A 26,008-nucleotide genomic window follows, 5' to 3' on the forward strand; every position below is an offset into this window, starting at 1 on the left:
CCAACAACTAAATAATGTAATACATGTACCCGATGAACGCGGCAAGAAGTAGGCCCCCTTCAACGCGGTTGATGCGGCGAGTGCCTTTGAGGCTTAGGCTCATCGCGATTAAGATGAACGTCGCGCCTAGCATAATGTAAATGTCGCGTTGTGCGATGTTTGCATCGATATCTGCTGGGTTTAAGATCCCCGCTATAGAAAGCACTGCGAGAATATTAAAAATATTTGAGCCAATGATGTTACCCATTGCTAGGTCGTCTTCGTTTTTAAGTACGCCAGCAATACAGGCTGCGAGTTCAGGAAGACTGGTACCAACCGCAATGATTGTCAGGCCGATTAATAAGTCACTCATACCAAAATATTTGGCAATATCAACGGCAGCATCAATAAGGTAACCTGAGCTAATAGGAAGCATGATCATACCCACGACTAACCATAAAATAGCTTTGTTGGTTGGTACATCATTTGGTACTTCATCACATGCTTCAGCAACTAAAGGATCATCGTCTTGGTTGCCTGAGCGTTTGGTTAAAATGAGTAAGGTTGCGAGAAAAGTGATAAAGCCAGCAAATAAAACAAGGCCTTCAGTGCGACTAAAGTGATTGTCACTGACGATGAACCAAGCACCTAAAGACACAATTACAAGTAATGGCATTTCGCGTTTTAAGATACCAGAGCCAACAGAAAGTGGGCGCAATAGTGCGGTAATACCTAATACCAGTAATATATTGGCGATGTTCGAGCCCACCGCATTACCCACTGCGGTATCTGTTTTATCTGCAAAAGCAGCTTGCGCTGCAACCATCATTTCCGGAGCCGATGAGCCCATTGCTACTATAGTTAAACCTACGATTAATGTCGGTACACCGAAATTTCTTGCCAATGCTGCCGCGCCAAAGACAAATCGGTCCGCACTCCAAACTAACGCGGCAAAACCAAGTATCAAAATGATGAAAGATAAAATCATAAAAAGAATATGCCAACAACGAAAACAAAATTGCGGCAAATAGTATCAAAAGCATAAAAAAAAGTATAAACAAAACGCTAGGTAAAAAGCTTTATTCATAGAAGTGAGCTATTACTAAAGCAGAGCTGTATCTATCGCTTACAAAATTTTACGAATTCTCTTTTCACACTAAAACCAAAAAAAAGTATGATATGCAAATTGGTGAACCAGAATGTGGAGCGCGACTTGTCGCAATCAATTATCGAAATCAAGGATGTAACTTTCTCCAGAGGTGATAGGACCATCTATAAGAACATGAGTTTCTCGGTACCAAAGGGGAAGATAACCGCAATTATGGGCCCGAGTGGTATTGGTAAAACCACTATGTTGCGCCTTATTGGCGGTCAATTAAAGCCAGATAATGGCGATATTACATTTGAAGGGCAAAGTGTACCGGGTATGACCCGTGCTGAGCTTTACGAAGCCCGTACGAAAATGAGCATGCTTTTTCAAAGCGGCGCGCTTTTCACTGATATGTCAGTATTCGACAATATCGCTTTTCCTCTTAGAGAACATACGCAGTTAAGTGAAGAGCTAATTCGCCTTGTTGTACTTATGAAGCTTCAAGCTGTTGGCCTTCGTGGTGCCAGAGATTTAATGCCGTCAGAATTATCTGGTGGTATGGCAAGGCGTGCAGCACTAGCACGCTCAATAGCCTTAGATCCTGAGCTCATCATGTACGATGAACCGTTTGCTGGACAAGACCCAATTTCAATGGGCGTGTTAGTACGCCTGATCAAGTCGCTTAATCAAGTGTTAGGTTTGTCTTCTTTAATCGTAACGCATGATGTAACAGAAGTACTGAGTATTGCTGATCATGTGGTGATTATTGCTGAGCAAGGCGTGATTGGCACGGGTACGCCAGAACAGATGTTGCAACATAGTTCGCCACTGGTGCAGCAATTCTTAAAAGGGTTATCAGACGGTCCAGTGCCTTTCCACTTTAAAGCTGCCCCTTACGAAGATGAATTGTTACTAGGAGCCCAGCAATAATGGATTTTTTACAAGCACTAGGCCATAAAACACTGAGCCGTTTTGCCTCATTAGGGCGTGCAACACGTATGTTATTGGGCGCCCTACTCAGCATGCCTAATTTTAAAAAAGGCACGCCGCTGTTAATTAAGCAGCTTTACATGGTAGGTCATCAATCATTATTGATTATCATGGTTTCGGGCTTATTCATCGGTATGGTACTGGCTTTACAAGGTTATACCGTTTTGGTGGGGTACGGCGCTGAAGACAGTTTAGGTCCATTGGTTGCACTGAGTCTATTGCGAGAGTTGGGTCCGGTTGTAACTGCATTATTATTTGCCGGTCGAGCGGGCAGTGCATTAACCGCCGAAATTGGTTTGATGAAAGCAACCGAGCAGTTATCAAGCCTAGAAATGATGGCAATTGACCCACTTAAAAGGGTCGTAGCGCCGCGTTTTTGGGCGGGCTTTATCAGTATGCCACTGTTGGCACTGATATTTTCAGCCGTTGCAATTATTGGTGCGCACTTGGTAGGCGTTGATTGGTTAGGTGTCGATTCAGGCAGTTTCTGGTCAATCATGCAGTCTCAGGTGTCGTTCCAGCAAGATATTTTAAATGGCATGATCAAGAGCTTCGTTTTTGCACTGATCGTGACATGGATTGCGCTTTACAAAGGATACGACTGTGTTCCTACATCGGAAGGGATCAGTAAAGCGACCACAGAAACAGTTGTTCATTCGTCGCTGGCCGTTTTAGGTTTCGACTTTTTATTAACAGCGGTGATGTTTTCAAGTTAAGGGTTTTGAGAAATTATGAATACACGGAAAATAGAAATTTTAGTTGGCTTATTTGTCGCACTGGGCGTGGCAGCGTTTGCTATTTTAGCGCTTAAAGTCGCAAACTCAGGGATCAGTGGTAATGGTGATACATACACGCTGAGCGCTAAATTTGAAAATATTGGTTCTTTAAAAACACGTGCGCCGATTAAAGTGGGCGGTGTCGTGATCGGTCGCGTTGAAAGTATTTACATTCACCCACAAGAGTTTTTACCAGTTGTGAATATGAGTATTGATGCGAGCTACGAGTGTCAGTTTTCTGATACAACCTCGGTCTCTATTTTAACATCAGGTATTTTAGGTGAGCAGTACCTTGGCCTTTCTCCAGTTATCGCTGCTGAATCAGCGAAGCAAAGCTGTTTAGGAAATGAAGTAACAAGTAATGCTGGTTCTGAATTAGATGACCTATTCGGTGTTGAAAGTGTCGCGCTTAAAAATGGTGACATGCTGACTGATACTAAATCGGCATTGGTACTTGAAGAGCTAATTGGTCAATTCCTGTTTAACCAAGGTGGAGAATAATCATGTTTAAGAAGTTTTTAATGGTTGCTGCAGGTTTAGTGATGTCTGCTCAGGTGCTCGCCGCACCACAGGTGGATTTAACCGATCCGTATAAAATGGTTGAGCAGGTTGCTGACAACACATTTAAACGTGTAGCTAAAGATCAAGGCATTATCTCGACTGACAAAGAGCACTTGCGCGTTATTGTTGAACAAGAGCTTATGCCATATGTAGATTACAAGTATGCGGCTTATCGTGTGCTTGGTAGCTATATTCAAAAAGTACGGACCATGACAGATCCCGCTGAGAAAAAGCAGGCTGTTGAGCATATTAAAACATTCATTGATGTATTCCAGCGCTACTTAGTGGCAACTTATGCTGGCGTATTTACCCAGTATAAAAACCAAAAGGTGGAGTTTGGAGAAGCCCGCAGTTTTGATGGCGATGATGTTGCAGTTGTAAAAACTCGCATTGTTGAGCCTGGTAAACCTGATATCAAGATTGACTTCAAGGTACGCAAAGGGAAAGACAATGAGTGGCGTGCATATGACATGATGGCAGAGGGTATTTCATTGCTTGATGCGAAACAAACTGAATTGCATGGTGTGCTTCGTCAACAAGGTATCGAACATGTTATCGACCTTCTAGATAAAAAGAGCCGTTTACCAGTTCAATTCAGAGGTGATGATGGCAACTAATTTGCAGTTTTCACCACAACAAGAAGGTGTGGTAGCGATTAAGGGAGAATTAACCCGAAATAGCTTAATAGATGAACGCCTTCTTAACCAACAGCTACAAAGTACGCAGTCAGTCCTATATTTTGACCTTTCTGAGGTTTCTAGGGTTGACACGGCGGGCTTAGCTTGGTTAATTCACTCTTTAGGTCTTTTGCAACGCCAAGGTAAGCGCCTTGAGCTGAAAAATATACCTGAGCAACTGCATAAATTGATGGAGTTAGGTCAGGTATCTAACTTATTTGAGTGAATCTAATGGAAACAAACCAAGTCGAAGCGGTATTACAAGAAGCATTGTCACTAGAAGAAGTCATAGTTAAAGCCAATGGTAGTCACTATGAGGTGATTGCAGTTGGTGAATGTTTTGACGGGGCGAGTCGAGTTAAGAAGCAACAGCTAGTTTACGGGCCTTTGATGGATGTGATCAAAGACGGCACCATTCACGCTTTAAGCATTAAAGCCTTCACGCCAACAGAGTGGCAGAGAGAACGTAAATTCATCCTTCCTCAATAACGGAGCCACAATGGATCAGTTTGTTATCCAAGGTGGCACCACCCTAGCTGGTGAAGTCACAATTTCGGGCGCTAAAAATGCCGCCCTTCCAATTCTTTTTGCAGCCTTACTTGGTAATGGCAAGAGTATTTTCTCGAATGTACCTCAACTTCGTGACATAGGCACAACTGAAGCGCTTCTAAAGACGCTTGGCGCAGAAGTTAAATGGCATGGTGATAATCTTGAAGTCGACGGAAGTACCGTTGATAAAGTGCTAGCGCCATATGAACTTGTAAAGCAGATGCGTGCATCTGTATTGGCATTGGGGCCTTTATTAGCCCGCTTTGGTCAAGCTCAAGTTTCTCTGCCGGGTGGTTGTGCCATTGGCGCTCGCCCAGTCGATTTACACATTCGCGGCCTTGAGAAAATGGGCGCAACCATTAATGTAGAAAACGGCTATATCAATGCGACGTCTTCGGGTCGGTTGCAGGGGGCTGACATCTACATGGAAACCGTGAGTGTAGGTGCGACCGAAAACTTACTGATGGCGGCAACGCTTGCTGATGGTAAAACGGTATTAGAAAATGCTGCACGCGAACCAGAAATTGTAAACCTTGCTGAGTGCCTAGTGGCAATGGGGGCAAAAATTTCAGGTGCAGGTACGCATCGCATTGAGATAGAAGGGGTTGAGCAGCTATCTGGGTGCGAGCATAAAATCTTACCAGACCGTATTGAAACAGGTACTTTCTTGGTGGCTGCAGCAATGGCGAAAGGTGAGGTGTTATGTAAGAACACAGATTACCACAGTTTAGAGCCAGTGCTTGAAAAGCTGCGAGACGCTAATGCCTTAGTTGAAGTGCAACAAGACAGTATCTACATCGATATGCGTCAGCGCGAGTTAAAGGCTGTGAACATTAAAACCATGCCTCACCCCGGCTTTCCGACCGATATGCAGGCGCAGTTTACGGCGATGAATGTGGTAGCAAATGGCAGTGCAACAATCACAGAAACGATTTTTGAGAATCGTTTTATGCACGTGCCTGAATTACAGCGTATGGGTGCCAATATTCGTTTAGAAGGTAATACAGCGATTTGTGGCGATACTGAAAAGTTATCGGGCGCACAAGTCATGGCGACTGATTTACGTGCGTCAGCGAGCTTAATTTTGACGGGTATTGTTGCACAAGGCGAGACTGTGGTTGATCGCATCTATCATGTTGATAGAGGCTATCAACGCATCGAAGATAAGTTAAGTAAGTTGGGGGCGAATATTAAACGTCGTCACAACTAATTCAGCTTATCTATTATGAATTTAAAAAGCGACCTAGTTAGCAAGGTCGCTTTTTTGTATATGTTATGGCTTGAGCGCGCAGAGTGAGTTATATGAATTAATTGGTGTTAATTTCTAGCTCAGCAACAGTCAAAGTAATAGTTCGATGTTCACCATTTCTGAGCACCTCAAACTCAAGTTCAGTGCCTGGCTTAGTATTACCAATGAACTGTAATGTTTTTTGTGGGTTAGAAATCGATTGACCTGCAACTTTAACAATAATATCTCTATCTTGCATACCCGCTTGCCACGCAGGGCCTAATGGATCCAGCTCACTGATCAACAAGCCAACAATCGGAGTATATAAGTCGGTTACTTCATTTCCTGAGCTATCAACGGCTGTGCCTCTAAAGCCTAAGTAGCCGCGAACTACTCGGCCATCCGCGATGAGTCGTTGCATGACTTGCTTAGCTAACTGATAAGGTACAGCGAAAGAGATCCCTTGTATGTCTATATTCAGACGCGTTCTAAATTGTGCAGAGGTAATGCCAACGAGAATACCGTTTGAGTTAACTAAAGCTCCCCCTGAATTGCCCACATTCACAGCAGCATCCATTTGCAGCAAATTGTTATATTGACTATCAGTGAGTGTTTGCTTACCTGTGGCACTGATCACGCCTTGGGTAATGGTTTGACCTAAATTAAGCGGGTTACCAATCGCCAAAACCACATCGCCAACGCGGGGAATAAACTCATCATCGGTTGGGATAACGGGTAGGTGCTGGCCTGGGATTTTTAGTAAAGCGAGATCGGTGATGGTATCAAAACCGATAACTTGTACATCATAGAAGCGTCTACCGTCAGTCAAGATGACCATGATTTGGTCAGCGTCATTAACCACATGGTAGTTTGTCAGAATATAGCCATCGCTCGACATAATCACACCAGACCCGAGTTCTTGTGTGGTGTTACGTCTTTGGTATCGAGGCACGGATGAAATACTTTCAGAAAAAATCGTTACCACGGCAGGTGAGGCTTTCGCGACTGAGTCGGCAAAGCTCATATGGTTGCTGGTGTAATGGCTTGGCATGGCGAGCTTTGGCAAAACAGCGCCCTTTAGATTGGGTGAGAACCAAATCACTAAAAATGCGATCCCAAGGCCGACAAACAGAGGGGGAAGAATAAATTTAAAAAGTTTTAGCACGCCATCGCTCATTTTTATTCATTACACAACAACCAGTTATTTTATCTTACTGAAAGCAGAATAGTAATGATGGCACAAATAAAAATGCAGCGACAATAAGACGCTGCATTTTATTAGCTAAAATTTAAAACAAGTTATTGAATTAGAATAAACACAGAGTCTCGCCCGCGCTTAATACCCAATACGATGTTACCTTGAATGTCTTCGATTAAGTTGCTCATATCGCGAATGTTCTTAACGCGTTGACGGTTTACTTGCATGATCACATCACCTTCTTCAAGGCCAACTCGCGCAGCTGGTGAGCGCTCTTCTATGCTAGAGACAATGACACCTTGGTTACCGTTACGTTCGCCACTCTCAAGCACAGCACCGCGTAGCATTGGGTGTACTTTATCTGCTTGAGCTTGCAGCTCGCCTTGGCCTTTAAGTGTCACTTCAATGGTACGTTTTCTACCATCGCGGAATACACCTAGCTCAATAGTTCTACCTTCACCTATAGTGGCGATTTTGCCTCTAAGCTCTTCGAAGCTTTGTATGTCATCATCGTTTAAGCTCACGATAACGTCGTTGGCTTTAATACCGGCCTCGCTTGCTGCGGAGTCTTTTACGACTTGCATAACAAAGGCACCTTGCTGAACTTCTAAATCTTGCGCTTTGGCTAGGCCAGCATCTAGTGTACGGCCAATAATACCTAAAGAGCCTCGGCGTACTTGACCAAATTCGATAATTTGATCAACGAGGTTCTTCATCATATTAGAAGGGATGGCAAAACCGATACCAACATTACCGCCCGAAGCGCCAAGAATGGCAGTATTAATGCCGATAAGCTCACCGTTTAAGTTTACCAAAGCGCCACCTGAGTTACCTTGGTTAATAGCCGCGTCGGTTTGAATGAAGTCTTCATAGCCTTCGATATTCAGGCCGCTTCGGCCCAGCGCACTGACAATACCTGATGTTACAGTGTGGCTCAGGCCGAACGGGTTTCCAATGGCAACTGAGAAGTCTCCGACTCGTAGTTTGTCAGAATTAGCCAGTTTCACCTCTGTGAGGTTGTCCGCGTCGATTTCTAGCAATGCGATATCAGATTCTTTATCGCGACCAACCAGTTTGGCATCAAATTCTCGTCCATCTTTCAAAGTAACGATAATTTTGTCGGCTTCGTCGATAACATGGCTGTTTGTTACTACGTACCCTTCATTGGCATCAATAATGACACCAGAACCTAACCCACTAAAAGGGCGCTTTTGGTTACGAGGTTGAGGGTTACCAAAGAAGTAGTCAAAAGGGTCGACACGACGGCGAACCTCTTTTGCGCCTGATACACGAATACTCACAACCCCAGGTGTAACGCGTTCTAGCATTGGCGCAAGGGTAGGTAAAGACTGGCCATCGACCGCGACAGGGAGTTTGGCTTCAACTGCTGTAGGAGAAAGGAAAAGGGCAGTTGAAAAAATAGCAGCAGATAATAACGATAGTTTTAGTTTCATAGTCAATAAGTACTCCGAAAAGTAATAACGCCCATTTTCTATTAATCATTAAAAAAAGCGGGCATATATCATTGATGATAGGTAAGTAAATTTTCGGCTTACTTACCGGTTCGTCATTTTTGGTAACTGTACTTACTGACTATGGGGGCTAAAAAAAGTTCATCAAGAGGCTTTTGATTGCTCAACTTCTGAGCTTTCACCAGAGAAAATACCCGTTTCACCTTCGGCATAATCGCTAGGTTGCGCTGACAATGTACCGTTTTTCGCTTCGCGACGGCGCTCTGGGCGGCTTTGTAGCGAAGCTTGTAGTTGCTCTGTGGTTTCTTTTGAGAAGAAAGGCTCATCAGGCATAGCTGGTTTAACTGTAAGTAATGCTTTGTCTGTTTCTTCTACATGGCTCAAAAGCTGAGAGTAACTGTCTTGCATTTTAGTCATTAACTTCTTAGTGCTTGCAAGGTGGTCGGCCACTTCCTGGCGATATTGCTCTAGTTCGTGCTTTGCAGATTGTACTTGTTGCTCTAAATCGTCGTGCTTAAGTTGTTTCTTGGTGATCATTGAACCTAAGAAAAATGCAGCAATAGCAACTACCACAATTAATCCTAACCAAGCAAATGTTGTCATAGAGAGTCTCCTTAAAAATACGCGCTCTATAAGTGTAGGCAATTATTCGGCTACGTAATAAAAAATGTAATTCAAACTATCAGCTAAATATACGCGGAGTTTTGATGCGTGTTAATATATGCCTCAAATAAAAACGCTTAGTTTGTGAAAAATGATGACACCTTGGGAAAAATATCAACAAGACCTACAACGAGATGACTTTCAATATGATGCGGCACAAGAAAACGCAGTAAAGCATTTGCAGCGTTTGTACGATGATATCGTGAATCAACCTGAGCAGCCCCAAGGATTCTTTTCTCGCTTATTTAATCGACAGCCAAAGCAAAAAATTACCGGCCTTTATTTTTGGGGCGGTGTAGGACGCGGTAAAACCTATTTGGTTGATACTTTTTATGAGGCTTTACCGACAGATAGAAAAATGCGAGTGCACTTCCACCGTTTCATGCACCGTGTTCACGATGAGCTTAAAAAGCTAAAAGAAGTCAAAGATCCACTTGAGACTGTGGCCGATATTTTCAAAAAAGAAACCGACATTATTTGTTTTGATGAGTTTTTTGTACAAGATATTACCGATGCCATGTTGCTGGGTGGCTTGATGCAGGCGTTGTTTGCTCGTGATATTATTTTAGTCGCTACCTCTAATATTGTTCCTGATGAGTTATATAGAAATGGTTTGCAGCGTGCTCGTTTCTTACCAGCCATCGCCCTAGTGAAAGAAAACACCGAAGTCGTCAACGTCGATTCTGGCATTGATTATCGCTTGAGAACGTTAGAGCAGGCCGAGATTTTCCACAGCCCGCTTGATGCACAAGCAGATAAAAACCTGTTTGAGTATTTCGATAAGCTGTCACCTGAACCGGGTAAACTTGATGAAGCCATCGAAATCGAAGGGCGTTTGATCAACACCCGAAAAGTTGCCGATAGTATTGTGATGTTCGATTTCACACAAATTTGTGAAACGGCGCGTTCGCAAGTAGACTATATGGAGATCAGTCGTATATACAACACTGTGATCCTTTCTAACGTAAAACAGATGGGGCAGCAGAATGATGATGCCGCTAGACGTTTTATCGCTTTAGTTGATGAATTCTATGAGCGTAATGTAACGCTTATTATCTCAGCCGCAGCGCCGATCACAGAACTATATACCGATGGCACACTTAATTTTGAATTTAGGCGCTGTATCAGCCGTTTGCAAGAGATGCAGTCGCACGAATACCTCGCAAGAGAACATCTCGCCTAAGTTAATACTAATCAGCAGTCACTTTGCATTAAAATGCGCTATTAATTTCCGCTGATTGATACAAATTCTCGCTCAAATCATTGCGACTATTTTTTTTGTAGAAAAAACAGTCGCACACTGGAAAAGCCTCTTCTGTGTTGCTATAATCCGCGGCCTGCCACGTTGCGTTCTATAGCCCTCGTCGGCTTAGCCACCGATTTGAGCGGCATTAAAGTCTTAAACTCGAAGGGGTTCAAGCACTCATAGTAAAGCGGTAACTTCTTGTTACCTGTGGTTTTAATTTGAAACATTGGATTTTATTTAATGAAAACGTTTGTTGCTAAACCAGAAACTGTAAAACGTGACTGGTACGTAGTTGACGCTGAAGGTAAAACTTTAGGTCGCATCGCTACTGAAATCGCTCGTCGCCTACGCGGTAAGCATAAAGCTGAGTACACACCTCATGTTGACACTGGTGATTACATCATCGTAATCAACGCTGAAAAAGTTACTGTTACTGGTAACAAGACTCAGGACAAAATGTACTACGCTCACACTGGCTTCCCAGGTGGCTTAAAGTCTATTAACTTCGAAAAGCTTCAAGCTAAAAAGCCTGAAATGATTATCGAAAAAGCAGTTAAAGGTATGTTACCAAAAGGCCCTCTAGGTCGTGAAATGTACCGTAAACTAAAAGTATACGCAGGTTCTGAGCACGCTCACGTAGCTCAACAGCCTCAAGTACTGGACATTTAAGGAGCTAACTCATGGCAAATCAATACTACGGTACAGGTCGTCGTAAAAGTTCAAGTGCTCGCGTATTCTTACGCCCAGGTACTGGCAACATCGTAATTAATCAACGTTCTATCGAAGAATACTTCGGTCGTGAAACTTCTCGCATGGTTGTTCGTCAGCCTCTAGAGCTAGTTGAAATGACTGAAAAGTTTGACCTTTACATCACTGTTCAAGGTGGTGGTTCAACTGGTCAAGCTGGTGCTATCCGTCACGGTATCACTCGTGCGCTTATGGAGTTTGACGAGTCATTACGTCCTTCTCTACGTAAAGCTGGCTTTGTTACTCGCGACGCTCGTAAAGTTGAGCGTAAGAAAGTGGGTCTTAAGAAAGCACGTAAGAACACTCAATTCTCGAAGCGTTAATTTTTTACGTTTACAAGAATTCAAAAACCCAGCTTATGCTGGGTTTTTTGTTTTAAAAGTCCAAATATTTTTCATTTCCGCTCCCAACCCACGTCAAACAATCTGTGTTCGACTTATTGTTTACCTAATATTTTCAATATTTATTGTAATTAGTGAAGATCTGACGATAAATCAGCGCTTTTTTTTGCTACAATTGCGGGGCAAGTAAAGTGAGTAAGGTTTGATGCCCTTTTGGGTACCCTCGTCTCCTCATAGATGGGGTTGATCTTGGTCAGTATATTGTGGTTATAAAAACGTTATCATAACTAACTAGCTTTCGAGACTACGACTAAAATGGGTAGTAAAATCCATGCTTTATTAGTCTTGATACGGGTAATAACCTTGTTTTCATCAAGGTAATTATTTATGATCGCGTCTATTTTGTAGTTTCTTAATTTAACCTGCTGTAACTGATGTTCTCAATATAGCAAGTGTTGAGGATCATAGTGGAGATAAGTGGATGAGCAATGCGCCTGTAGACAACAGCCGACGTCGCTTTTTGACCATAGCTACCTCTGTTGTAGGTGGTGTTGGTGCGGCTGGAGCTGCTGTTCCTTTTATTGCGTCTTGGAATCCAAGTGAGCGAGCTAAATCTGCGGGTGCGCCTGTAGAAGTAGATATCAGCAAACTTGAGCCTGGACAATTAATTCGTGTTGAGTGGCGAGGTAAACCTGTATGGGTTATCAATCGTACGCCAAAAATGCTTGAGCAGATGAAAGCTCACGAAGATCAACTTCGTGATCCGCAGTCTGAAGAGCCTCAACAATTAGATTCAGCTAAGAATGAATACCGTTCTAAGCGCCCTGAAATTTTCGTGGCGGTTGGTATTTGTACTCACCTAGGCTGTTCACCAAGCTTCTTTAATGGTGGTTTTGGTGAATTCGTTGAAGGTACTGAATCAGGTTTCTTCTGTCCTTGTCACGGTTCTAAGTTCGACATGGCCGGCCGAGTATTCCAAGCGGTGCCTGCACCTCTAAACTTAGAAATCCCACCTTACACCTTTATTGATGATACAACCATTTTGGTTGGTGAAGAAGAGGTTGCATAATGGCTGGTAAACAAGATAACGCTTCAACAGGTGTTGTTGGTAACGTCATCAACTGGATTGATGACCGTATTCCAATGACGCGTGTTTGGAACATGCACATCGCGCAATATCCTGCGCCAAAAAACTTTAACTTCTGGTACTTATTTGGCTCTTTAGCAATTTTAGTACTAGTAAACCAAATTCTAACTGGTATCTGGCTAACAATGAGCTATGTTCCTTCTGCTGAAGGCGCATTTGCTTCAATCGAATACATCATGCGTGATGTTGAATATGGTTGGTTATTGAGATACATGCACTCAACGGGCGCCTCGGCATTCTTCGTGGTCGTGTATTTACACATGTTCCGCGGTATGATCTATGGCTCGTACCAAAAACCACGTGAACTTCTATGGCTATTCGGTATGCTAATTTTCTTAGCATTAATGGCTGAAGCGTTCATGGGTTACCTATTACCTTGGGGTCAGATGTCATTCTGGGGTGCTCAGGTAATCATCTCATTATTCGGTGCGATCCCGGTAATTGGAGATGACTTAACTCAGTGGATCCGTGGTGACTACGTAATTTCAGGTGCGACGCTTAACCGCTTCTTTGCACTACACGTAATTGCACTACCACTTGTGCTAGTTATTCTAGTATTCCTTCACATTGTTGCGCTTCACGAAGTGGGTTCAAACAACCCTGACGGTGTTGAAATTAAGCGTAAGAAAGGTTCTGTGGCAGAAGAAGATAAGCCGAAGTTCCAATTCCATGAATATTACACAAACAAGAAAGACATTGTTGATGCAATCCCGTTCCACCCATACTACACAGTTAAAGATGTATTAGGTGTTGCTGGTTTCTTAATTTTCTTCTGTTGGGTTGTGTTCTTTGCACCAGAGATGGGTGGTTTCTTCCTTGAAGCGCCAAACTTTGAAGCAGCTAACCCGCTGAAGACACCAGAGCATATCTTCCCTGTTTGGTACTTTACGCCATTCTACGCAATCCTACGTGCTATCCCTGATAAGCTAATGGGTGTAATTGCAATGGGTGCATCGATCGTACTACTGGCATTACTGCCGTGGTTAGATCGTGGTAAGGTGCGTTCAATTCGCTACCGTAGTAAGTGGCACAAGCTAAACATAGCTCAGTTCGTAGTAACGTTCATCATCCTAGGTTGGGCTGGTGCGACACCTCAGACTGATTTGTCTACAGTGCTATCGAGAATTACGACTGTAACTTACTTCATGTTCTTCGTATTACTATTCGTATACTCGAAGAATGAGCAGACTAAACCATTGCCTGAGAGGTTAACGAAATGATGAAGAAGCTAATTATTGGTTTATTCGCATTGCTGCCTACTTTTGCAATGGCAGCAGGCCCGTCGGTACCACTACTTGAGTCAAACCATGACTTAACTGACAATGCGTCTTTACAGCGCGGTGCTAAGTTGTTCATGAACTACTGTCTTGGTTGTCACCAAATGCAGTATCAGCGTTATGAGCGTACTTTCCGTGACATCGGTATTCCTGTAGAGATCGGTCAAGAAACGCTTATCTTTGATGGTTCTAAAGTTGGTAGTCATATCAATAATGCAATCAAGATCGAAGATGCTGCAACTTGGTTCGGTGCTCCACCGCCAGATTTAACACTAGTTGCACGTGTACGTGGCGCTGATTGGATTTACACTTACCTGAAGTCTTTCTATGTAGATGAAAGTCGTCCGTTTGGTGTAAACAATTCAGTATTCCCATCAGTGGGTATGCCACACGTACTTCAAGAACTTCAAGGTGTACCAACGGCACGTTTTGAAGAAGTTGAAGAGCACGGTGTTAAAGTTCAAAAAGTAGTTGAAATCACAACAGATGGTTCTGGTGAGATGAGTGCTGATGAGTACGATCAGGCAGTACGTGACTTAACGAACTTTATGGCTTATGTTGGTGAACCAACTCGCTTAAAATCAGAAGCGCTAGGTTATAAGGTATTAGGATTCTTAGTAATCTTCTTTATCTTGGCCTTCTTCTTGAAGAAAGAGTACTGGAGAGATGTTCACTAATACAGTGATGCATTTTTAAAGTAATTTTGTAATAGGGGCGCATGCCCCTATTGCTGTTTATAATGATTTATTACTTATTGTAATTTTAATGGAGGTAGGCATGGCCGTAGCTGCCAATAAGCGCCCTGTAATGACGCTTTTCTCAGGTGCAAACTGTATGTATAGCCATCAAGTACGTATCGTTTTAGCCGAAAAAGGTGTAAGTGTAGATATCCACTTAGCAGAAAAAGATAACCTGCCTGAAGCGCTTCACGAAATTAACCCATATGGCACAGTACCGACATTGATCGACCGTGAGCTTGGTTTATATGAAGCGAACATCATCATGGAATATTTAGATGAGCGTTTTCCGCACCCACCATTAATGCCTGTATACCCAGTAATGCGTGGTCGCAGTCGTCTAATGATGCACCGTATTGAAACTGATTGGTACACATTAGCAGCTAAAATCAAGCAAGGTGGCAGTGATGCAGATCAGGCTCGTAAAGAGTTAACTGAAGCCCTACTTGCAATTGCGCCAATCTTTACTGAGGCACCTTACTTCATGAGTGAAGAGTTCAGCCTAGTAGATTGTTACCTAGCACCACTATTATGGCGTTTACCAGAAATGGGTATCGACCTTAATGGTGCAGGTGCAAAAGAGCTTAAAGAATACATGCTTCGTTTATTTGAGCGTGATTCATTCCAAGCTTCTTTAACAGAAGCCGAGCGTGAGATTAGAGCATAATGACGCCAAATCGCCCATATTTGCTTAGAGCGTTTTACGATTGGATTGTCGATAATGAGTGCACACCGCATTTGGTTGTGAATGCTGAATATCCAGCGGTTCAAGTACCTACGCAGTTTGTACAAGATGGTCAAATTGTTTTAAACATCAGTCCTAGTGCAGTGACCCACTTTGATATGGATAACCAGCAGCTTAGCTTTAATGCCCGCTTTTCTGGTCAGCCTATGCAGGTGTATGTGCCTATGGGCGCTGTACTGGCAATATATGCGCGTGAGAACGGTGAAGGTACCGTTTTTACTCAAGAAACTTTTCCTGAGTATGAAGAAGAGCCGCAGGTTGAACCTGAAGAGGCTGTTGAAGCCACTGAAGAGAAGCCTAAAGAGCCTGAAAAGAAAAAAGGCGCTCATCTTCGCGTTGTTAAATAAGTGCTTTAAAGCTGCTTATATGTATTTTAAAAACCCGCTTCTGCGGGTTTTTTATTTATAGTGCAAAAGGTTACCGACTGCGAACGAAGTGAGTACGGTTCTTTTGCGCAAGATGAAATGAGGTGTTTTAGCTGGAGTTAAGGTGTGTGAAGAGTTTCGCAGCTATCAATATCAGTGTAAGTCTTAACTTAAACTGTCAGATTTGGATAACTGAACTCAATGAAATCTGATAGTTGCATATGTGCCAGCAACGGAAGCTAATTAATACAAACCCCAATAAACTTCAGTTTGATCATTGCAATAAAAACCTTCCACGTCAGCCCCGTTTATTATTGATTTCAAAAGTTTGTTGTTTGCACAAATGAATGTGCAATGACTGTCCCAGTGAGTAGCAATTAGAACCTTTCTATCAGGGGTATAAGAGCAAGCTGAATATGGCAGCTCATCTTTTTCAAGAATATCCTCTATCCATTTTAATTTTCTCTCGGTTCCAAATTCATCACCAACCCATAACCATTCATAGCCAAGTTCAATTAAGGTGGACAGAACTTTTTCTTCGATAAATGGGCATACTAGGCCTTCGTCGGGGATCTTTATGTTACTAGTTTCTGAGAATCGACGTATCGTTTCTGAAAGGGCTTTATTTTCAAATTGACTATTAAGCCCACCAATATAAGTCCTCAACCCAATATCCATTTCTGAATAAAGATCAAAAGGTAGCTCCTGTAGAACTTCTTTCCATGAGATGGGCTTACAATCATTTCGCATTTCGGCATTTTTGGGGCAATCATCAGATTCAAATTCCCTCAACTGAATTTTATTAGGCTTGCAAAACTGGTGTAAGGCAACAAATACGGAGTCAAAAGTTCCTTGGTAATATTCGAGAATCTTTCCATCATTAGGGCATGATGCATATAAATCAGGTGCTGGTAAAACCTTCTTTTTAACCAAGACTATTCCTTACTCTGGCAACGAAGCTAATCTATACTACAAACCCTTTGCAAGTAAGTTCGCAATCGGAGGTGATTAGCGTGACTTCATCACGAAATCAATTCACCTTGCGCAAAGGAAATGAAGTGCTACGCACTTGTCATTAACCCTTTGCACACTACTATAAATATTCAAAAGCTTTGATGACTCTTTTTACGCCGTTGACATGACGGGCAATTTCAACCGCCATATCAGCTTCTTCTTCTGATACTAAGCCCATTAAGAAGACTTCGCTGTTCTCTGTAACCACTTTGATGTTATTACCTGTGATGGTCTCTGCAGTGAGTAGCTTGGTTTTTACTTTTGAAGTCAGCCAAGTGTCATGGGTTTGTGTGGTGATGCCAATGCGCGTACCAATACGAAGTTGGTTATGGATATTCTTGACGGTGACGGCATTTCTGACAGCTTGTGCTGCTTGCGACATTAGACTGTTAGAAGGTACTTGGCCGACAAGTAAAATGGTGCCATTGACGCTGACGACACTGATGTTCGCTTGCTCACTTAGGTTAGGTACTCTTTTAAGTGCTAAGGTCGCTTTTATCTCAATGTTGTTATCGTCAATTTGCGAGCCTATGGTACGTCGATCATTGGCTGCAGACACTGCACCGGCTGTACCCGCGACAACGGCAGCAGCGCAGCCTTGAAGAAGTATAAGAGCGGCTATAATTGCGAGGTGTTTAAATGGCATTACTGATCATCCTGAGGGAACAAGGTACTATCAATCAATTGACTTAGGCAGTGTACATTGAATAAGTGTGATTCAATAATACGGCTAGGGCGCTTACTCGGTGTCAATATCTCAACATCATTAGGGCCAAGTAGGCCAATTAACTCACCCCCTTCATCACCAACTAGCGCAATGACTTTCATGTCTTTGGTCAGCGCTGCTTCTACTGCAGAAATAATATTTTTTTCATTGCCATCAATAGCAAAGACAACAAGTAAATCGCCCTGTTGTGCAAAAGCGCGAACTTGGCGTGAGAATTTGTCGTTATCATGCTCCGTATTGTGCATGTCTAAGTGAATGTGATTTTGTGATAAAGCGATAGCAGGAAGGCAAGGGCGCTCTGTTTCATAGTGGTTTACAAGCAGACCAGCAAAGTGCTCAGCAAGCATATTACAGCTAGATTCACCGCAGCAGATTACTTTATTGCCATTAATTAAACCTTGCACGATTGTCATGGCTGCAGCTTCAAGAACATCAGGAAGGACTTCTCCTGCAGCGATTTGTGCTTGAATACTCTCAGTGAAAATTGTTTTTATTGATTCTTGCATAATTAATATATGTTTTTAATCCACTTTATATTATCTGAACTCACCCCTTCGATAGCAATAAAGTCTATTCGTACTGGTAAATTCTTTAGTTTTTTGCACTCTAAGTAATGATAAATACTTCTCTGCAGCTTTTGAAGCTTACTCGGGCTTAAAGCTGAAATAGCGCCACCGTAGCTTTGGCTTTTTCTATATTTGACTTCAACAAAAACAAGGGTGTTTTGATCTTCCATGATGAGGTCTATCTCACCGTATTTGCAATTATAATTGCGAGCAACAGCTCTTAACCCTTGTGCCTGTAAATATTGTTCTGCTAGTTGCTCGTAGTGCATGCCTTTGGCACGCGTATTGGCAAACAATCCTTTTAGCATACGATCTCCCTTATTTGATACAGAATTAATCCCTTAAGTTTTCTTGGAAGCGATTATGATTTTGCATAAACAGCGGTGTTGGTTTTTGTTCTTCAAGTTGCACTAGCTGAATTTGTTTTTGTTTATACTGTGCCCAGTCTAATCGTCTTTCAACGGTATTATTATCTTTAATACTAAGCTTACCAGTTAGCCCTGAGTAAGCTTTACCAGGGATCTTAGCTAATTGCTTGAGTTCAGGGATAAGGTGAATGGCGTCAAAGGCCATGGCAAATAAGCGCTGCTCTATATCTGCTTGTTCAGGCCAGAGCGCATCGTATTGTGCTCTGAGATTAAACTTATCAACTGATTTGTTTAGCATCCAAGGCTGCTCAGTAAAGAATAAGCCTTCAAGGTCGCCTTTGTCAGTGTGATCCATACGCTTAGAATAGCTTCTAGAGCTTGCGTATAGAGGAATGCGTTTGGCAAAAGTACTGACATTGACGTCAAGATAAGGCTTCAATAAACGTGTTTCGATGGCATCGCCTAGAATGTAGATGACATCAATATCCATGCGAGAACGCGTTTCACTCTCTACCTCTTTCCTGAATAGGCTTTTTACAGTTTTGATCCGCTCTTTAGAAGCGTCTACCTCAAGCAAGTTAGCTACGACTTTCGCCATATCTTTGCTATCTGTATATAGGCCTACTTCTGGTTCGATTAGGCTATAGTTTTGCCATTCATTTTTGAAATGATTAACGAGTCTTAAACCCGATAGCGTATCTGGTGCCAATAACATAGGCTTTTGAAATTTCTGCGATAAGAAATGCACCATAGCTTGTTCGACTTCATGTTCAGGATTCAGGGCAAAAAAGTATTGCTCAGCATTTAAGTTCGGCGTTTCTGAAGTATTTAAATGAAGCGTTGGTGTGCTTTGAATAGCACTACTAGTACTGACTTTCTCTATATTATCTTTAAGTAACGGACCAATGATGAAGTCAAATTGCTGAGAGGCGAGTTGCCTGTCTATGTCTTCGGCACTGAGTTGCTCGTCAATAAAAGTGATTTCTGTAATCTCACTATGATCCATTGCTGCTAAGAACCCATTCTTTAGGGCGCTGCCTAGGCGTTTGCTACTACCACTTTGGGGTAGTAGTACGGCGATACGTTTTGCCTGATAGGGGGCAAGATTTACCGCATTTTGAACTTTCTTAGGTAAAATGTAAGTCGCAGGGTGATTAACAAAGCGACGCTGCCAATTATTAAGCGCTTGATGCAGTTGTATGCCAGAACCAATATAAATTTGTTGGTATTTGGCTAATTTTACCCAACCTCTCTGGACTACAGTACCCCGGTCGAAGCGCTCCAACGCATAGGATGACAGCTGCTGTAATGCTTGCCAGATTTCATCATTTAAATTTGCCACTTCTACTTTGTTAGTAAAGCTTAAATCGGCCGCTTTAAAATAATAGGTAAGCGCTTTTTTCGGCATACCTTGAGAGGCATAAATACGACCCATTAAATACTGGTGCCACGCTTTATGCTCAGGTAAAGACAAGCGTTCTTTTAAAGTTTTAAGAATGTTGAGTGCTGTGCTGTAATTATTGAGCTCTGTTCTTGCTAGTGCGATATAAAGTTTATTTTGCACATAATCGACAGTTTCGTTTCGTTCTAATGCGAGGCAGGCTTGTTCTAAAATAGGCCAGTTTTGTTCTTTTATGGCATTTTCACGGGCACTATAAAGCAGCTGGATACGAGATGCGCCTTGCTTGGCTCGTGCTTTGTTAAGTAGCCCTTCTGCATTGAGGACTTCAGGTGCTTGAGTTTGCGGCTGGTTCTGCACCGCACGGGGTTGAGCAGGTGATTTTTCGGTTGTACTACACGCCGATAAACCCGACAATACACCTATTACAAGACAAATTACTTTCAGTCGCACCGCAACTTCCTAACGATAAACATTCCTCAAAGGGATATCTTACTGACTGAAACTGGAGAGCTCAATGACAAAAGCACAGAATACAGACAAAATTGGTACCCTTTACGTGGTCGCAACGCCGATCGGCAACTTGGCCGATATCAGTGAGCGTGCTTTAACAACTTTAGCAGAGGTTGACTTAATTGCCGCTGAAGATACCCGTCATACGGGTAAGTTATTGAGTCATTTCAATATCAAAGCAAAAACCTTTGCGCTGCATGACCACAATGAAAAACAAAAAGCACAACAGATTTTAGATTGGTTGAACGAAGGGCTTGATATTGCATTAGTTTCAGATGCGGGCACACCGCTTATTAGCGACCCGGGTTATGCGGTTGTGAATTTGTGCCGTAATGAGGGAGCTGATGTCACGCCTGTGCCTGGTGCGTGTGCAGCGATCACGGCATTGTGTTGTTCGGGATTACCGACAGATAGATTCCAGTTTATTGGTTTTACACCGGCGAAAAGCCAAGCCCGTCAACAGTTCTTTGTTGATGCATTTGAAAGCGGCATTACCAGCATCATGTATGAAAGCACCCACCGCATCATGGCCAGTCTTGAAGATATGCAAACCGCGTTAGGTGCAGAGCAACATGTGGTGTTTGCGAAAGAGCTGACAAAAACATACGAAACTTTCTTTAGTGGCTCTGTAAGCGAACTTATTGAGTATTTGACTAATGAGCCAGAGAAGCAGCGTGGCGAGCTAGTGTTAATGCTGCCTGGGAAAGCCAAACAACAAGACGAAATACCAGCTGATGCACGTAAAATGCTGAGTTTACTTGAGCCTGAAATGCCACTGAAAAAAGCCTGTGGGGTTGTTGCTGAGTACTTTGGCCTTAAGAAAAATGCGCTATATAAAGCAGCGATTGCTAGTAAAGAAGATTAATCCTTAAAAAGCGTGTGCTTTGCGACATTCTTGCGTATAATCGCCCGCCTGAGTCAGCCGGATAATCGCTGCCTGTGACGAAAATGATCAGGGGGAGGAAAGTCCGGGCTCCACAGGGCAGGGTGCCAGCTAACGGCTGGGGGGCGTGAGCCTACGACAAGTGCAGCAGAGAGGAGACCGCCAACTTAGGTTGGTAAGGGTGAAAGGGTGCGGTAAGAGCGCACCGGGCCACTGGTAACAGTTGGTTGCAAGGTAAACTCCACCCGGAGCAAGACCAAATAGGGTTCCTTATGGTGTGGCCCACATCGGAACCGGGTAGGTTGCTTGAGCCTAGTAGCAATGCTAGGCCTAGACGAATGATTATCACCTCGCAAGAGGGACAGAACCCGGCTTACAGGCTGACTCACACCCAACCGTAAATGTTTAAGATTTAAATATTTACGGTTGGGTTTTTTATTTGTCTCAGAAAAGTTTTGCGCTCATTTCTTCTGCTGTTCAGTGAATAATACCAATCCTCAATAATACTTAATCATTTTGAGGGATTAAAGCTGCCGCTAACCGCGTTAAAAATTTCTCATTTAGAACAACTAAATAGCAAAATTTTCGCCTTGTTATCGACAAGCTTTCCTTGCCTCAAAATAGACCACTTAATTAAGAGGATTGGTATAAATAGCGTCTTTGTTTATTGCTTTATATCTTTCTCTACGAGTAGTTAAGGCTTATCCTTAAGAGCAATCTTCTTATTTTAAAAGCTATTTAACGATTGTTATAAAAAAGCCACCGCGTTTTGGGTGGCATTTCATTATTTATCTTGTAACTAGGTATTTTACCAATTTTATTAACTGTCTAATCATTTTAGCGAGCTAAAAAGCCCACTAACTTCGTCTGAAATTTTTAATATAGAACAACTATATATCAAAATATCATCCTTGTTATTAGACTTTTTCCGGTTACCGGTTTTCTGTCGCAATAATAGACCAGAAACTTAATGCAATTGTTATTAGAAAGTGTTGGCATATTCAATACGTGATTTAATGCTCGGGTGAGTAGATAAATACTTACTCCATGCACCTTCCTCGTCATTCTCAAGCTCAATGCCTGCTTGCTCAACGATAATCTCTAATGCTTTGGCAAACTCTTTGGGGTCGATACCGTGCTGCTTCATATGCTGCAGGGCGTATTCGTCCGCCTCTTTTTCCATATCTTGCGAGAAGCGCTGCTGCAAAATTGTTGAACCAGTACCAAGCAGTACTTCGGCAAATCCTTCTAAATCACCAAATATCATGGCAAAAGCGATTGCACCCGCAGCGGCTTGCGCAGCCATACGAATACTATGCTGTTTTTCAACATGACCGATTTCATGAAGTAAAACGGCTTGTAGTGCTAGAGGGTGATCTTGCATGCTTTTTACAAGATCATCGGTCACTACGATTTGACCATGCGGGAGCGCGAAGGCATTCGCACCAAAGAAATCTGACTGATAGAAACTCAACTTAAACTTATCTGCTGGTAGAGACAGTTTTTGCAAACTATCGTCCCAAAGCTGAGTTACTATTTGCTGTTCTTGCGCTGACAATGTGGTCGGCTCAAGCACGGCTTTTTCTATGGCATACATAGACTGCTCACCCATTTCTTGTACTACTGTATCGGGCACTAAGTCATAGGTTTGCACAGCAAACTCAGGCACGGCTTTAAATAGAATACCGTAGATTAAAATAGGGCTTAGTACGATAGCACCGAGCACTGCAAATAGATTTTGCTCTAGCTTTTCAATCAGCTTTAAACGTTTACGCTTAGTTGGCCAGCGAAACTTGACGTCTTCAGGCAAAAAACGGCTACCATTGCTGAAAGTAATTTCTTGAGATTGACCTAAAATCGGTTCACCTAAAACCACACTCGCAAAGTCGTAGCTTTCTTGTTTGCCATCTTCATGGTTTAACATCAGCTTAGAGTCAAATACCGCTGCTGAGCAGATAACAGCTTTGCTGCTACCTGCGGGATATAAAGTACCTAATATCTTCATATGCTTAAGTTAATGAAATATCTACGTCAAACACATTCGCCGCTTCTTCAGCCAAAGAAGATTGCGACTCTCGATATACTTCCATCACTTGTTCTGCATTTTCAGATAATGTGATTGTGGTTGCTGCTGCGAGCATTTTCGCTTTACGTACTTTTGTCCAAGGGAAGGCAAGACCAAGCGAGAAGATAATGGCTAGCGCATTTGTTGCAAGTAGTATTGAGTATTCAACGGTATCTAGCTTTGATTCAAATGTCGCCACATCTTCTAGCTTAGCGTTAGCAAAAATATGGTTGCGGATCTTACTTTGGTAAATACCTGCAAGTAGGCTGATCGCTAAGAAGTTAAAGCCTAGTGAGATAAATACCATGGCTACGCCAAGAGATTCAGGATCACCGAAGCTGCCCATAACACCAGCGACAATCGCGCTTATCACACCAAAACCAATCGCGACTATTAAACATCTTAAAACAGCACCATAGTAGCGACCCGCTGAAAGCTCGACTTTTAAGGCTTTATTACCGTATTCAATATTGTTGTGAATATAGGTGTCGATTTTTTTCATTACCCAAGGCATCGCGATATAAAGTGTTAATGCCCCAACGATTGGTAATAATACAAAATGTGTTAATGCGTCGAAGTAGTTACCTTTAAAGCCGAAGCGCACATTGCGGTGACTTGTCATTCTTAAGTTGAAGCGTAAACTTTGATTGATTAACCAAGGAATAGCTGCTGCCCAGATTAAGAAAAATACCACTGCCATGATTGGGCTATAAGTACTTAAAGTGACGTATAGCGCGAAAATAGCAAAAGCAATGATACGACCTTTGAGTATTTGCATTGGCGTAGCTAAATAATTGAAGCGGTGTCCATCAATTGATGTGTGACCATAGAAGTATTGTCTTGTTCTTACTGTTGCCCACGCGGAGTAAATGCCAAGAGTGACAATACTGAGTAAGATGTTCACTATCCAAATACCAAAATAATCTTTCGCATTACCAGTGAATAGGACTTGATGTGTTTTGTGCTCAGGTTGAGCTGGTAGATTTATTTCTTCCATAAGAATTATCCATGTTGTTGTAAGTCGGGTATAAAATATCCTATTTGTACCTGAAATCCAAGAATATAACGAAGTGAATACAAGGTAATTACTTATAATAAAAGGCATTTTATTATTGTGGTGTAATACTCTTTTATAGACATTTCATATATAAACTCCTACCCTTTTAATATTCTTGCGCTATAAGCACACAATATGACTCGTCTAATTATTTCAGCGTTTTTTTTGTTCACTTGCGTTTTTGCATCAGCCCAAACCACTATTAAGGTTGTTGACCAAATTAATCAGCCTCTTGCAGATGCTGTGGTTAGTTTTGTGTTTAAAGGTGCTCCTCCGGTCACATCGGTTAGTCCAACTCCTTATATTATGGATCAAGTGAGTAAGGCATTCTTACCCCATGTACTCGTTGTTCCAAAAGGAGCTCAGGTAAGCTTTCCTAATAGTGATTATATTCGCCATCACGTTTACTCGTTCTCTGAAGCTAAAACGTTTGAGTTGAGGCTATATCATGGCCAACCCAAAGCGCCGTTAGATTTTACTCAGTCTGGCATTGTGGTACTTGGCTGTAATATTCATGATTCGATGGTGGGCTACATATATGTTTATGATGATAAGCCCGCAATAAAAACCTCAGTGTTAGGCTTAGTGACTATGCCATATGCCGCTGATCAACTTGAGGCGATCACCGTTTGGCATGCGAGAGCAAAAATTGGTGTTGATCGCCTACGTACAATCAAACTCGATGACTTAAAGTTTGTTGATGGCAATATTGAGATAACAATTGAAGTAAACCCGCCTGAGAAACGAGATAGCTTCGAAAATTTATTTTCTGATTTACCCCTAGGAGATAAGTTATGAGAATAACGGTAGCGAGCATACTGTTACTTGTCTGTCTCTCGATAAGCTTTACATCACAAGCAAGTGGTAAATTACTCGGCACGCCGGGCGTGTCACAAGTTGAGGGATCTGCTGGGGGCGGTTTGGTCCCTTGGGCACAATTAGCGGGCTATGCCACTGAAGATGAGTGGGCAATATCGGGGTTTTGCACTAAAGCCGATGTGGATGATTTTTCTTTAAATGTGTGTGGTGCGCAAGCAAATTTTTTCGACAGACTTGAGCTGAGTTATGCAGAGCAAGATTTTAAAGTGAACCCACTGAATACCGAGCTTTCACAGAGTATTACTGGCGCTAAGATCAGACTTTACGGCGACTTGGTTTATAGTCAATGGCCGCAACTGACGTTTGGTGTGCAATATAAAAAGCTTGATACTCCAGCGGTTGCCAATGCGCTGGGCGCAGCTGATACATCGGGTTATGACTATTATCTTTCTGCCAGTAAATTACATTTAGGCGCGGCATTTGGATATAACCTGTTATGGAATGCCACGGTACGCAGTACGTCTGCAAACGAAATGGGGTTACTCGGCTTTGGCTCGGGCAAGCATGATCACAGTGTACAACTTGAGTTATCGTCAGCTGTTTTGTTAAACCAGCATTTAGCGGTGGGTGTTGAATATCGTCAAAAGCCAGATAACCTAGGCTTGCAAGAAAGCGATTGGCGCGATGTGTTTGTGGCTTGGTTTCCTAACAAGCATGTCAGTGTGACGGCGGCATATATTGATTTAGGTGCAATTGCAGCATTACCAAAACAAACGGGTTGGTATTTATCAGTGACAGGATACTTTTAA

Annotated in this window: 29 protein-coding genes and 1 other RNA gene; 19 read left to right on the forward strand and 11 right to left on the reverse strand. The window is 42.5% G+C overall.

Annotated features, from left to right (window positions below; translation table 11 throughout):
- Nucleotides 1-7 precede the first annotated feature (7 nt).
- A complete protein-coding gene (locus tag AAEU28_RS17335; protein WP_138481546.1) occupies nt 8-967 on the reverse strand; it encodes a calcium/sodium antiporter in 960 nt (319 codons plus the stop codon).
- Between the two features lie 225 nt (nt 968-1,192).
- Between AAEU28_RS17335 and AAEU28_RS17340 the strand changes: the two genes are divergently transcribed.
- Genes AAEU28_RS17340 through murA form a run of 7 tightly spaced genes read left to right on the forward strand, consistent with a single transcriptional unit; the run spans nt 1,193 to nt 5,832 of the window.
- Complete coding sequence (locus AAEU28_RS17340; protein WP_421965239.1) at nt 1,193-1,999, forward strand: ATP-binding cassette domain-containing protein; 807 nt, start codon at nt 1,193-1,195, stop codon at nt 1,997-1,999.
- On the forward strand, nt 1,996-2,775 hold the full coding sequence (gene mlaE, locus AAEU28_RS17345) for a lipid asymmetry maintenance ABC transporter permease subunit MlaE (protein ID WP_130255578.1): 780 nt from the start codon (nt 1,996-1,998) through the stop codon (nt 2,773-2,775). The genes AAEU28_RS17340 and mlaE overlap by 4 nt, the downstream gene beginning before the upstream one ends.
- Nucleotides 2,776-2,790: 15 nt before the next feature.
- On the forward strand, nt 2,791-3,336 hold the full coding sequence (gene mlaD, locus AAEU28_RS17350) for an outer membrane lipid asymmetry maintenance protein MlaD (RefSeq protein ID WP_138481544.1): 546 nt from the start codon (nt 2,791-2,793) through the stop codon (nt 3,334-3,336).
- Between the two features lie 2 nt (nt 3,337-3,338).
- Nucleotides 3,339-4,013 (forward strand): MlaC/ttg2D family ABC transporter substrate-binding protein, encoded by a 675-nt coding sequence (locus AAEU28_RS17355; RefSeq protein WP_421965240.1) that lies wholly within the window; start codon nt 3,339-3,341, stop codon nt 4,011-4,013.
- Nucleotides 4,000-4,299: an STAS domain-containing protein gene (locus AAEU28_RS17360; RefSeq protein ID WP_138481540.1), complete on the forward strand. Its 300-nt coding sequence runs from the start codon at nt 4,000-4,002 to the stop codon at nt 4,297-4,299. The genes AAEU28_RS17355 and AAEU28_RS17360 overlap by 14 nt, the downstream gene beginning before the upstream one ends.
- 5 nt (nt 4,300-4,304) lie before the next feature.
- Complete coding sequence (ibaG, locus tag AAEU28_RS17365; protein WP_058028609.1) at nt 4,305-4,562, forward strand: BolA family iron metabolism protein IbaG; 258 nt, start codon at nt 4,305-4,307, stop codon at nt 4,560-4,562.
- Nucleotides 4,563-4,572: 10 nt separating this feature from the next.
- The gene (gene murA / locus AAEU28_RS17370; protein WP_421965241.1) at nt 4,573-5,832 is read left to right on the forward strand and encodes a UDP-N-acetylglucosamine 1-carboxyvinyltransferase; all 1,260 of its coding nucleotides are present in this window, start codon (nt 4,573-4,575) and stop codon (nt 5,830-5,832) included.
- Between the two features lie 97 nt (nt 5,833-5,929).
- On the opposite strand, the gene AAEU28_RS17375 is transcribed toward murA, so the two are convergent.
- From AAEU28_RS17375 to AAEU28_RS17385, 3 genes are all read right to left on the reverse strand, one after another.
- Nucleotides 5,930-7,015: a trypsin-like peptidase domain-containing protein gene (locus AAEU28_RS17375; protein WP_421965242.1), complete on the reverse strand. Its 1,086-nt coding sequence runs from the start codon at nt 7,013-7,015 to the stop codon at nt 5,930-5,932.
- A 134-nt stretch (nt 7,016-7,149) separates the two neighbouring features.
- Nucleotides 7,150-8,502, reverse strand: coding sequence for a Do family serine endopeptidase (locus tag AAEU28_RS17380; RefSeq protein ID WP_421965243.1), 1,353 nt, complete (start codon nt 8,500-8,502; stop codon nt 7,150-7,152).
- Nucleotides 8,503-8,664: 162 nt separating this feature from the next.
- Nucleotides 8,665-9,123, reverse strand: coding sequence for a YhcB family protein (locus AAEU28_RS17385; protein WP_421965244.1), 459 nt, complete (start codon nt 9,121-9,123; stop codon nt 8,665-8,667).
- Nucleotides 9,124-9,277: 154 nt separating this feature from the next.
- On the opposite strand from AAEU28_RS17385, the gene zapE reads away from it, so the two are divergent.
- The 8 genes from zapE (at nt 9,278) to AAEU28_RS17425 (ending at nt 15,770) form a co-directional block, all read left to right on the forward strand.
- Complete coding sequence (gene zapE / locus AAEU28_RS17390) at nt 9,278-10,366, forward strand: cell division protein ZapE (protein ID WP_421965314.1); 1,089 nt, start codon at nt 9,278-9,280, stop codon at nt 10,364-10,366.
- A gap of 303 nt (nt 10,367-10,669) precedes the next feature.
- On the forward strand, nt 10,670-11,098 hold the full coding sequence (rplM, locus tag AAEU28_RS17395) for a 50S ribosomal protein L13 (protein WP_421965245.1): 429 nt from the start codon (nt 10,670-10,672) through the stop codon (nt 11,096-11,098).
- Nucleotides 11,099-11,109: 11 nt separating this feature from the next.
- The gene (rpsI, locus tag AAEU28_RS17400; protein ID WP_404393018.1) at nt 11,110-11,499 is read left to right on the forward strand and encodes a 30S ribosomal protein S9; all 390 of its coding nucleotides are present in this window, start codon (nt 11,110-11,112) and stop codon (nt 11,497-11,499) included.
- A gap of 499 nt (nt 11,500-11,998) precedes the next feature.
- On the forward strand, nt 11,999-12,586 hold the full coding sequence (gene petA / locus AAEU28_RS17405) for a ubiquinol-cytochrome c reductase iron-sulfur subunit (RefSeq protein WP_421965246.1): 588 nt from the start codon (nt 11,999-12,001) through the stop codon (nt 12,584-12,586).
- Nucleotides 12,586-13,884, forward strand: coding sequence for a cytochrome b (locus tag AAEU28_RS17410; RefSeq protein ID WP_058028617.1), 1,299 nt, complete (start codon nt 12,586-12,588; stop codon nt 13,882-13,884). Before petA ends, AAEU28_RS17410 begins: the two co-directional genes overlap by 1 nt.
- Nucleotides 13,881-14,618 (forward strand): cytochrome c1, encoded by a 738-nt coding sequence (locus AAEU28_RS17415; RefSeq protein ID WP_421965247.1) that lies wholly within the window; start codon nt 13,881-13,883, stop codon nt 14,616-14,618. The genes AAEU28_RS17410 and AAEU28_RS17415 overlap by 4 nt, the downstream gene beginning before the upstream one ends.
- Nucleotides 14,619-14,718: 100 nt before the next feature.
- Nucleotides 14,719-15,345, forward strand: coding sequence for a stringent starvation protein SspA (gene sspA / locus AAEU28_RS17420; protein WP_058028619.1), 627 nt, complete (start codon nt 14,719-14,721; stop codon nt 15,343-15,345).
- A complete protein-coding gene (locus AAEU28_RS17425) occupies nt 15,345-15,770 on the forward strand; it encodes a ClpXP protease specificity-enhancing factor (protein WP_421965248.1) in 426 nt (141 codons plus the stop codon). The genes sspA and AAEU28_RS17425 overlap by 1 nt, the downstream gene beginning before the upstream one ends.
- A gap of 261 nt (nt 15,771-16,031) precedes the next feature.
- On the opposite strand, the gene AAEU28_RS17430 is transcribed toward AAEU28_RS17425, so the two are convergent.
- The 5 genes from AAEU28_RS17430 to AAEU28_RS17450 form a co-directional block, all read right to left on the reverse strand.
- On the reverse strand, nt 16,032-16,721 hold the full coding sequence (locus AAEU28_RS17430) for a DUF2711 family protein (RefSeq protein WP_421965249.1): 690 nt from the start codon (nt 16,719-16,721) through the stop codon (nt 16,032-16,034).
- Between the two features lie 160 nt (nt 16,722-16,881).
- Nucleotides 16,882-17,448 (reverse strand): division/outer membrane stress-associated lipid-binding lipoprotein, encoded by a 567-nt coding sequence (gene dolP, locus AAEU28_RS17435; protein ID WP_421965250.1) that lies wholly within the window; start codon nt 17,446-17,448, stop codon nt 16,882-16,884.
- Entirely contained in the window at nt 17,448-18,035 is a 588-nt protein-coding gene (locus AAEU28_RS17440) for an SIS domain-containing protein (RefSeq protein WP_421965251.1), read from the reverse strand. The genes dolP and AAEU28_RS17440 overlap by 1 nt, the downstream gene beginning before the upstream one ends.
- Nucleotides 18,036-18,037: 2 nt before the next feature.
- Nucleotides 18,038-18,403: a YraN family protein gene (locus AAEU28_RS17445; protein ID WP_421965252.1), complete on the reverse strand. Its 366-nt coding sequence runs from the start codon at nt 18,401-18,403 to the stop codon at nt 18,038-18,040.
- 25 nt (nt 18,404-18,428) lie between these two features.
- Complete coding sequence (locus AAEU28_RS17450) at nt 18,429-20,315, reverse strand: penicillin-binding protein activator (protein WP_421965253.1); 1,887 nt, start codon at nt 20,313-20,315, stop codon at nt 18,429-18,431.
- A gap of 64 nt (nt 20,316-20,379) precedes the next feature.
- Here AAEU28_RS17450 and rsmI point away from each other — a divergent pair, with 64 nt between their 5' ends.
- The gene (gene rsmI / locus AAEU28_RS17455; RefSeq protein ID WP_421965254.1) at nt 20,380-21,240 is read left to right on the forward strand and encodes a 16S rRNA (cytidine(1402)-2'-O)-methyltransferase; all 861 of its coding nucleotides are present in this window, start codon (nt 20,380-20,382) and stop codon (nt 21,238-21,240) included.
- 49 nt (nt 21,241-21,289) lie between these two features.
- Nucleotides 21,290-21,650: RNase P RNA component class A (gene rnpB, locus AAEU28_RS17460), an RNA gene on the forward strand.
- 590 nt (nt 21,651-22,240) lie between these two features.
- Here the strand turns inward: rnpB and AAEU28_RS17465 are convergent.
- Together AAEU28_RS17465 and AAEU28_RS17470 are read right to left on the reverse strand one after the other, a co-directional pair.
- A complete protein-coding gene (locus AAEU28_RS17465; protein WP_421965255.1) occupies nt 22,241-23,263 on the reverse strand; it encodes a M48 family metallopeptidase in 1,023 nt (340 codons plus the stop codon).
- Between the two features lie 4 nt (nt 23,264-23,267).
- On the reverse strand, nt 23,268-24,320 hold the full coding sequence (locus tag AAEU28_RS17470) for a YjgN family protein (protein WP_421965256.1): 1,053 nt from the start codon (nt 24,318-24,320) through the stop codon (nt 23,268-23,270).
- A gap of 195 nt (nt 24,321-24,515) precedes the next feature.
- On the opposite strand from AAEU28_RS17470, the gene AAEU28_RS17475 reads away from it, so the two are divergent.
- Nucleotides 24,516-25,178 (forward strand): methylamine utilization protein, encoded by a 663-nt coding sequence (locus AAEU28_RS17475; RefSeq protein ID WP_421965257.1) that lies wholly within the window; start codon nt 24,516-24,518, stop codon nt 25,176-25,178.
- The gene (locus tag AAEU28_RS17480; protein WP_421965258.1) at nt 25,175-26,008 is read left to right on the forward strand and encodes a DUF3034 family protein; all 834 of its coding nucleotides are present in this window, start codon (nt 25,175-25,177) and stop codon (nt 26,006-26,008) included. Before AAEU28_RS17475 ends, AAEU28_RS17480 begins: the two co-directional genes overlap by 4 nt.

The organism is Pseudoalteromonas sp. SS15 (assembly GCF_049257195.1).
In the GTDB taxonomy this organism is placed as follows: domain Bacteria; phylum Pseudomonadota; class Gammaproteobacteria; order Enterobacterales; family Alteromonadaceae; genus Pseudoalteromonas.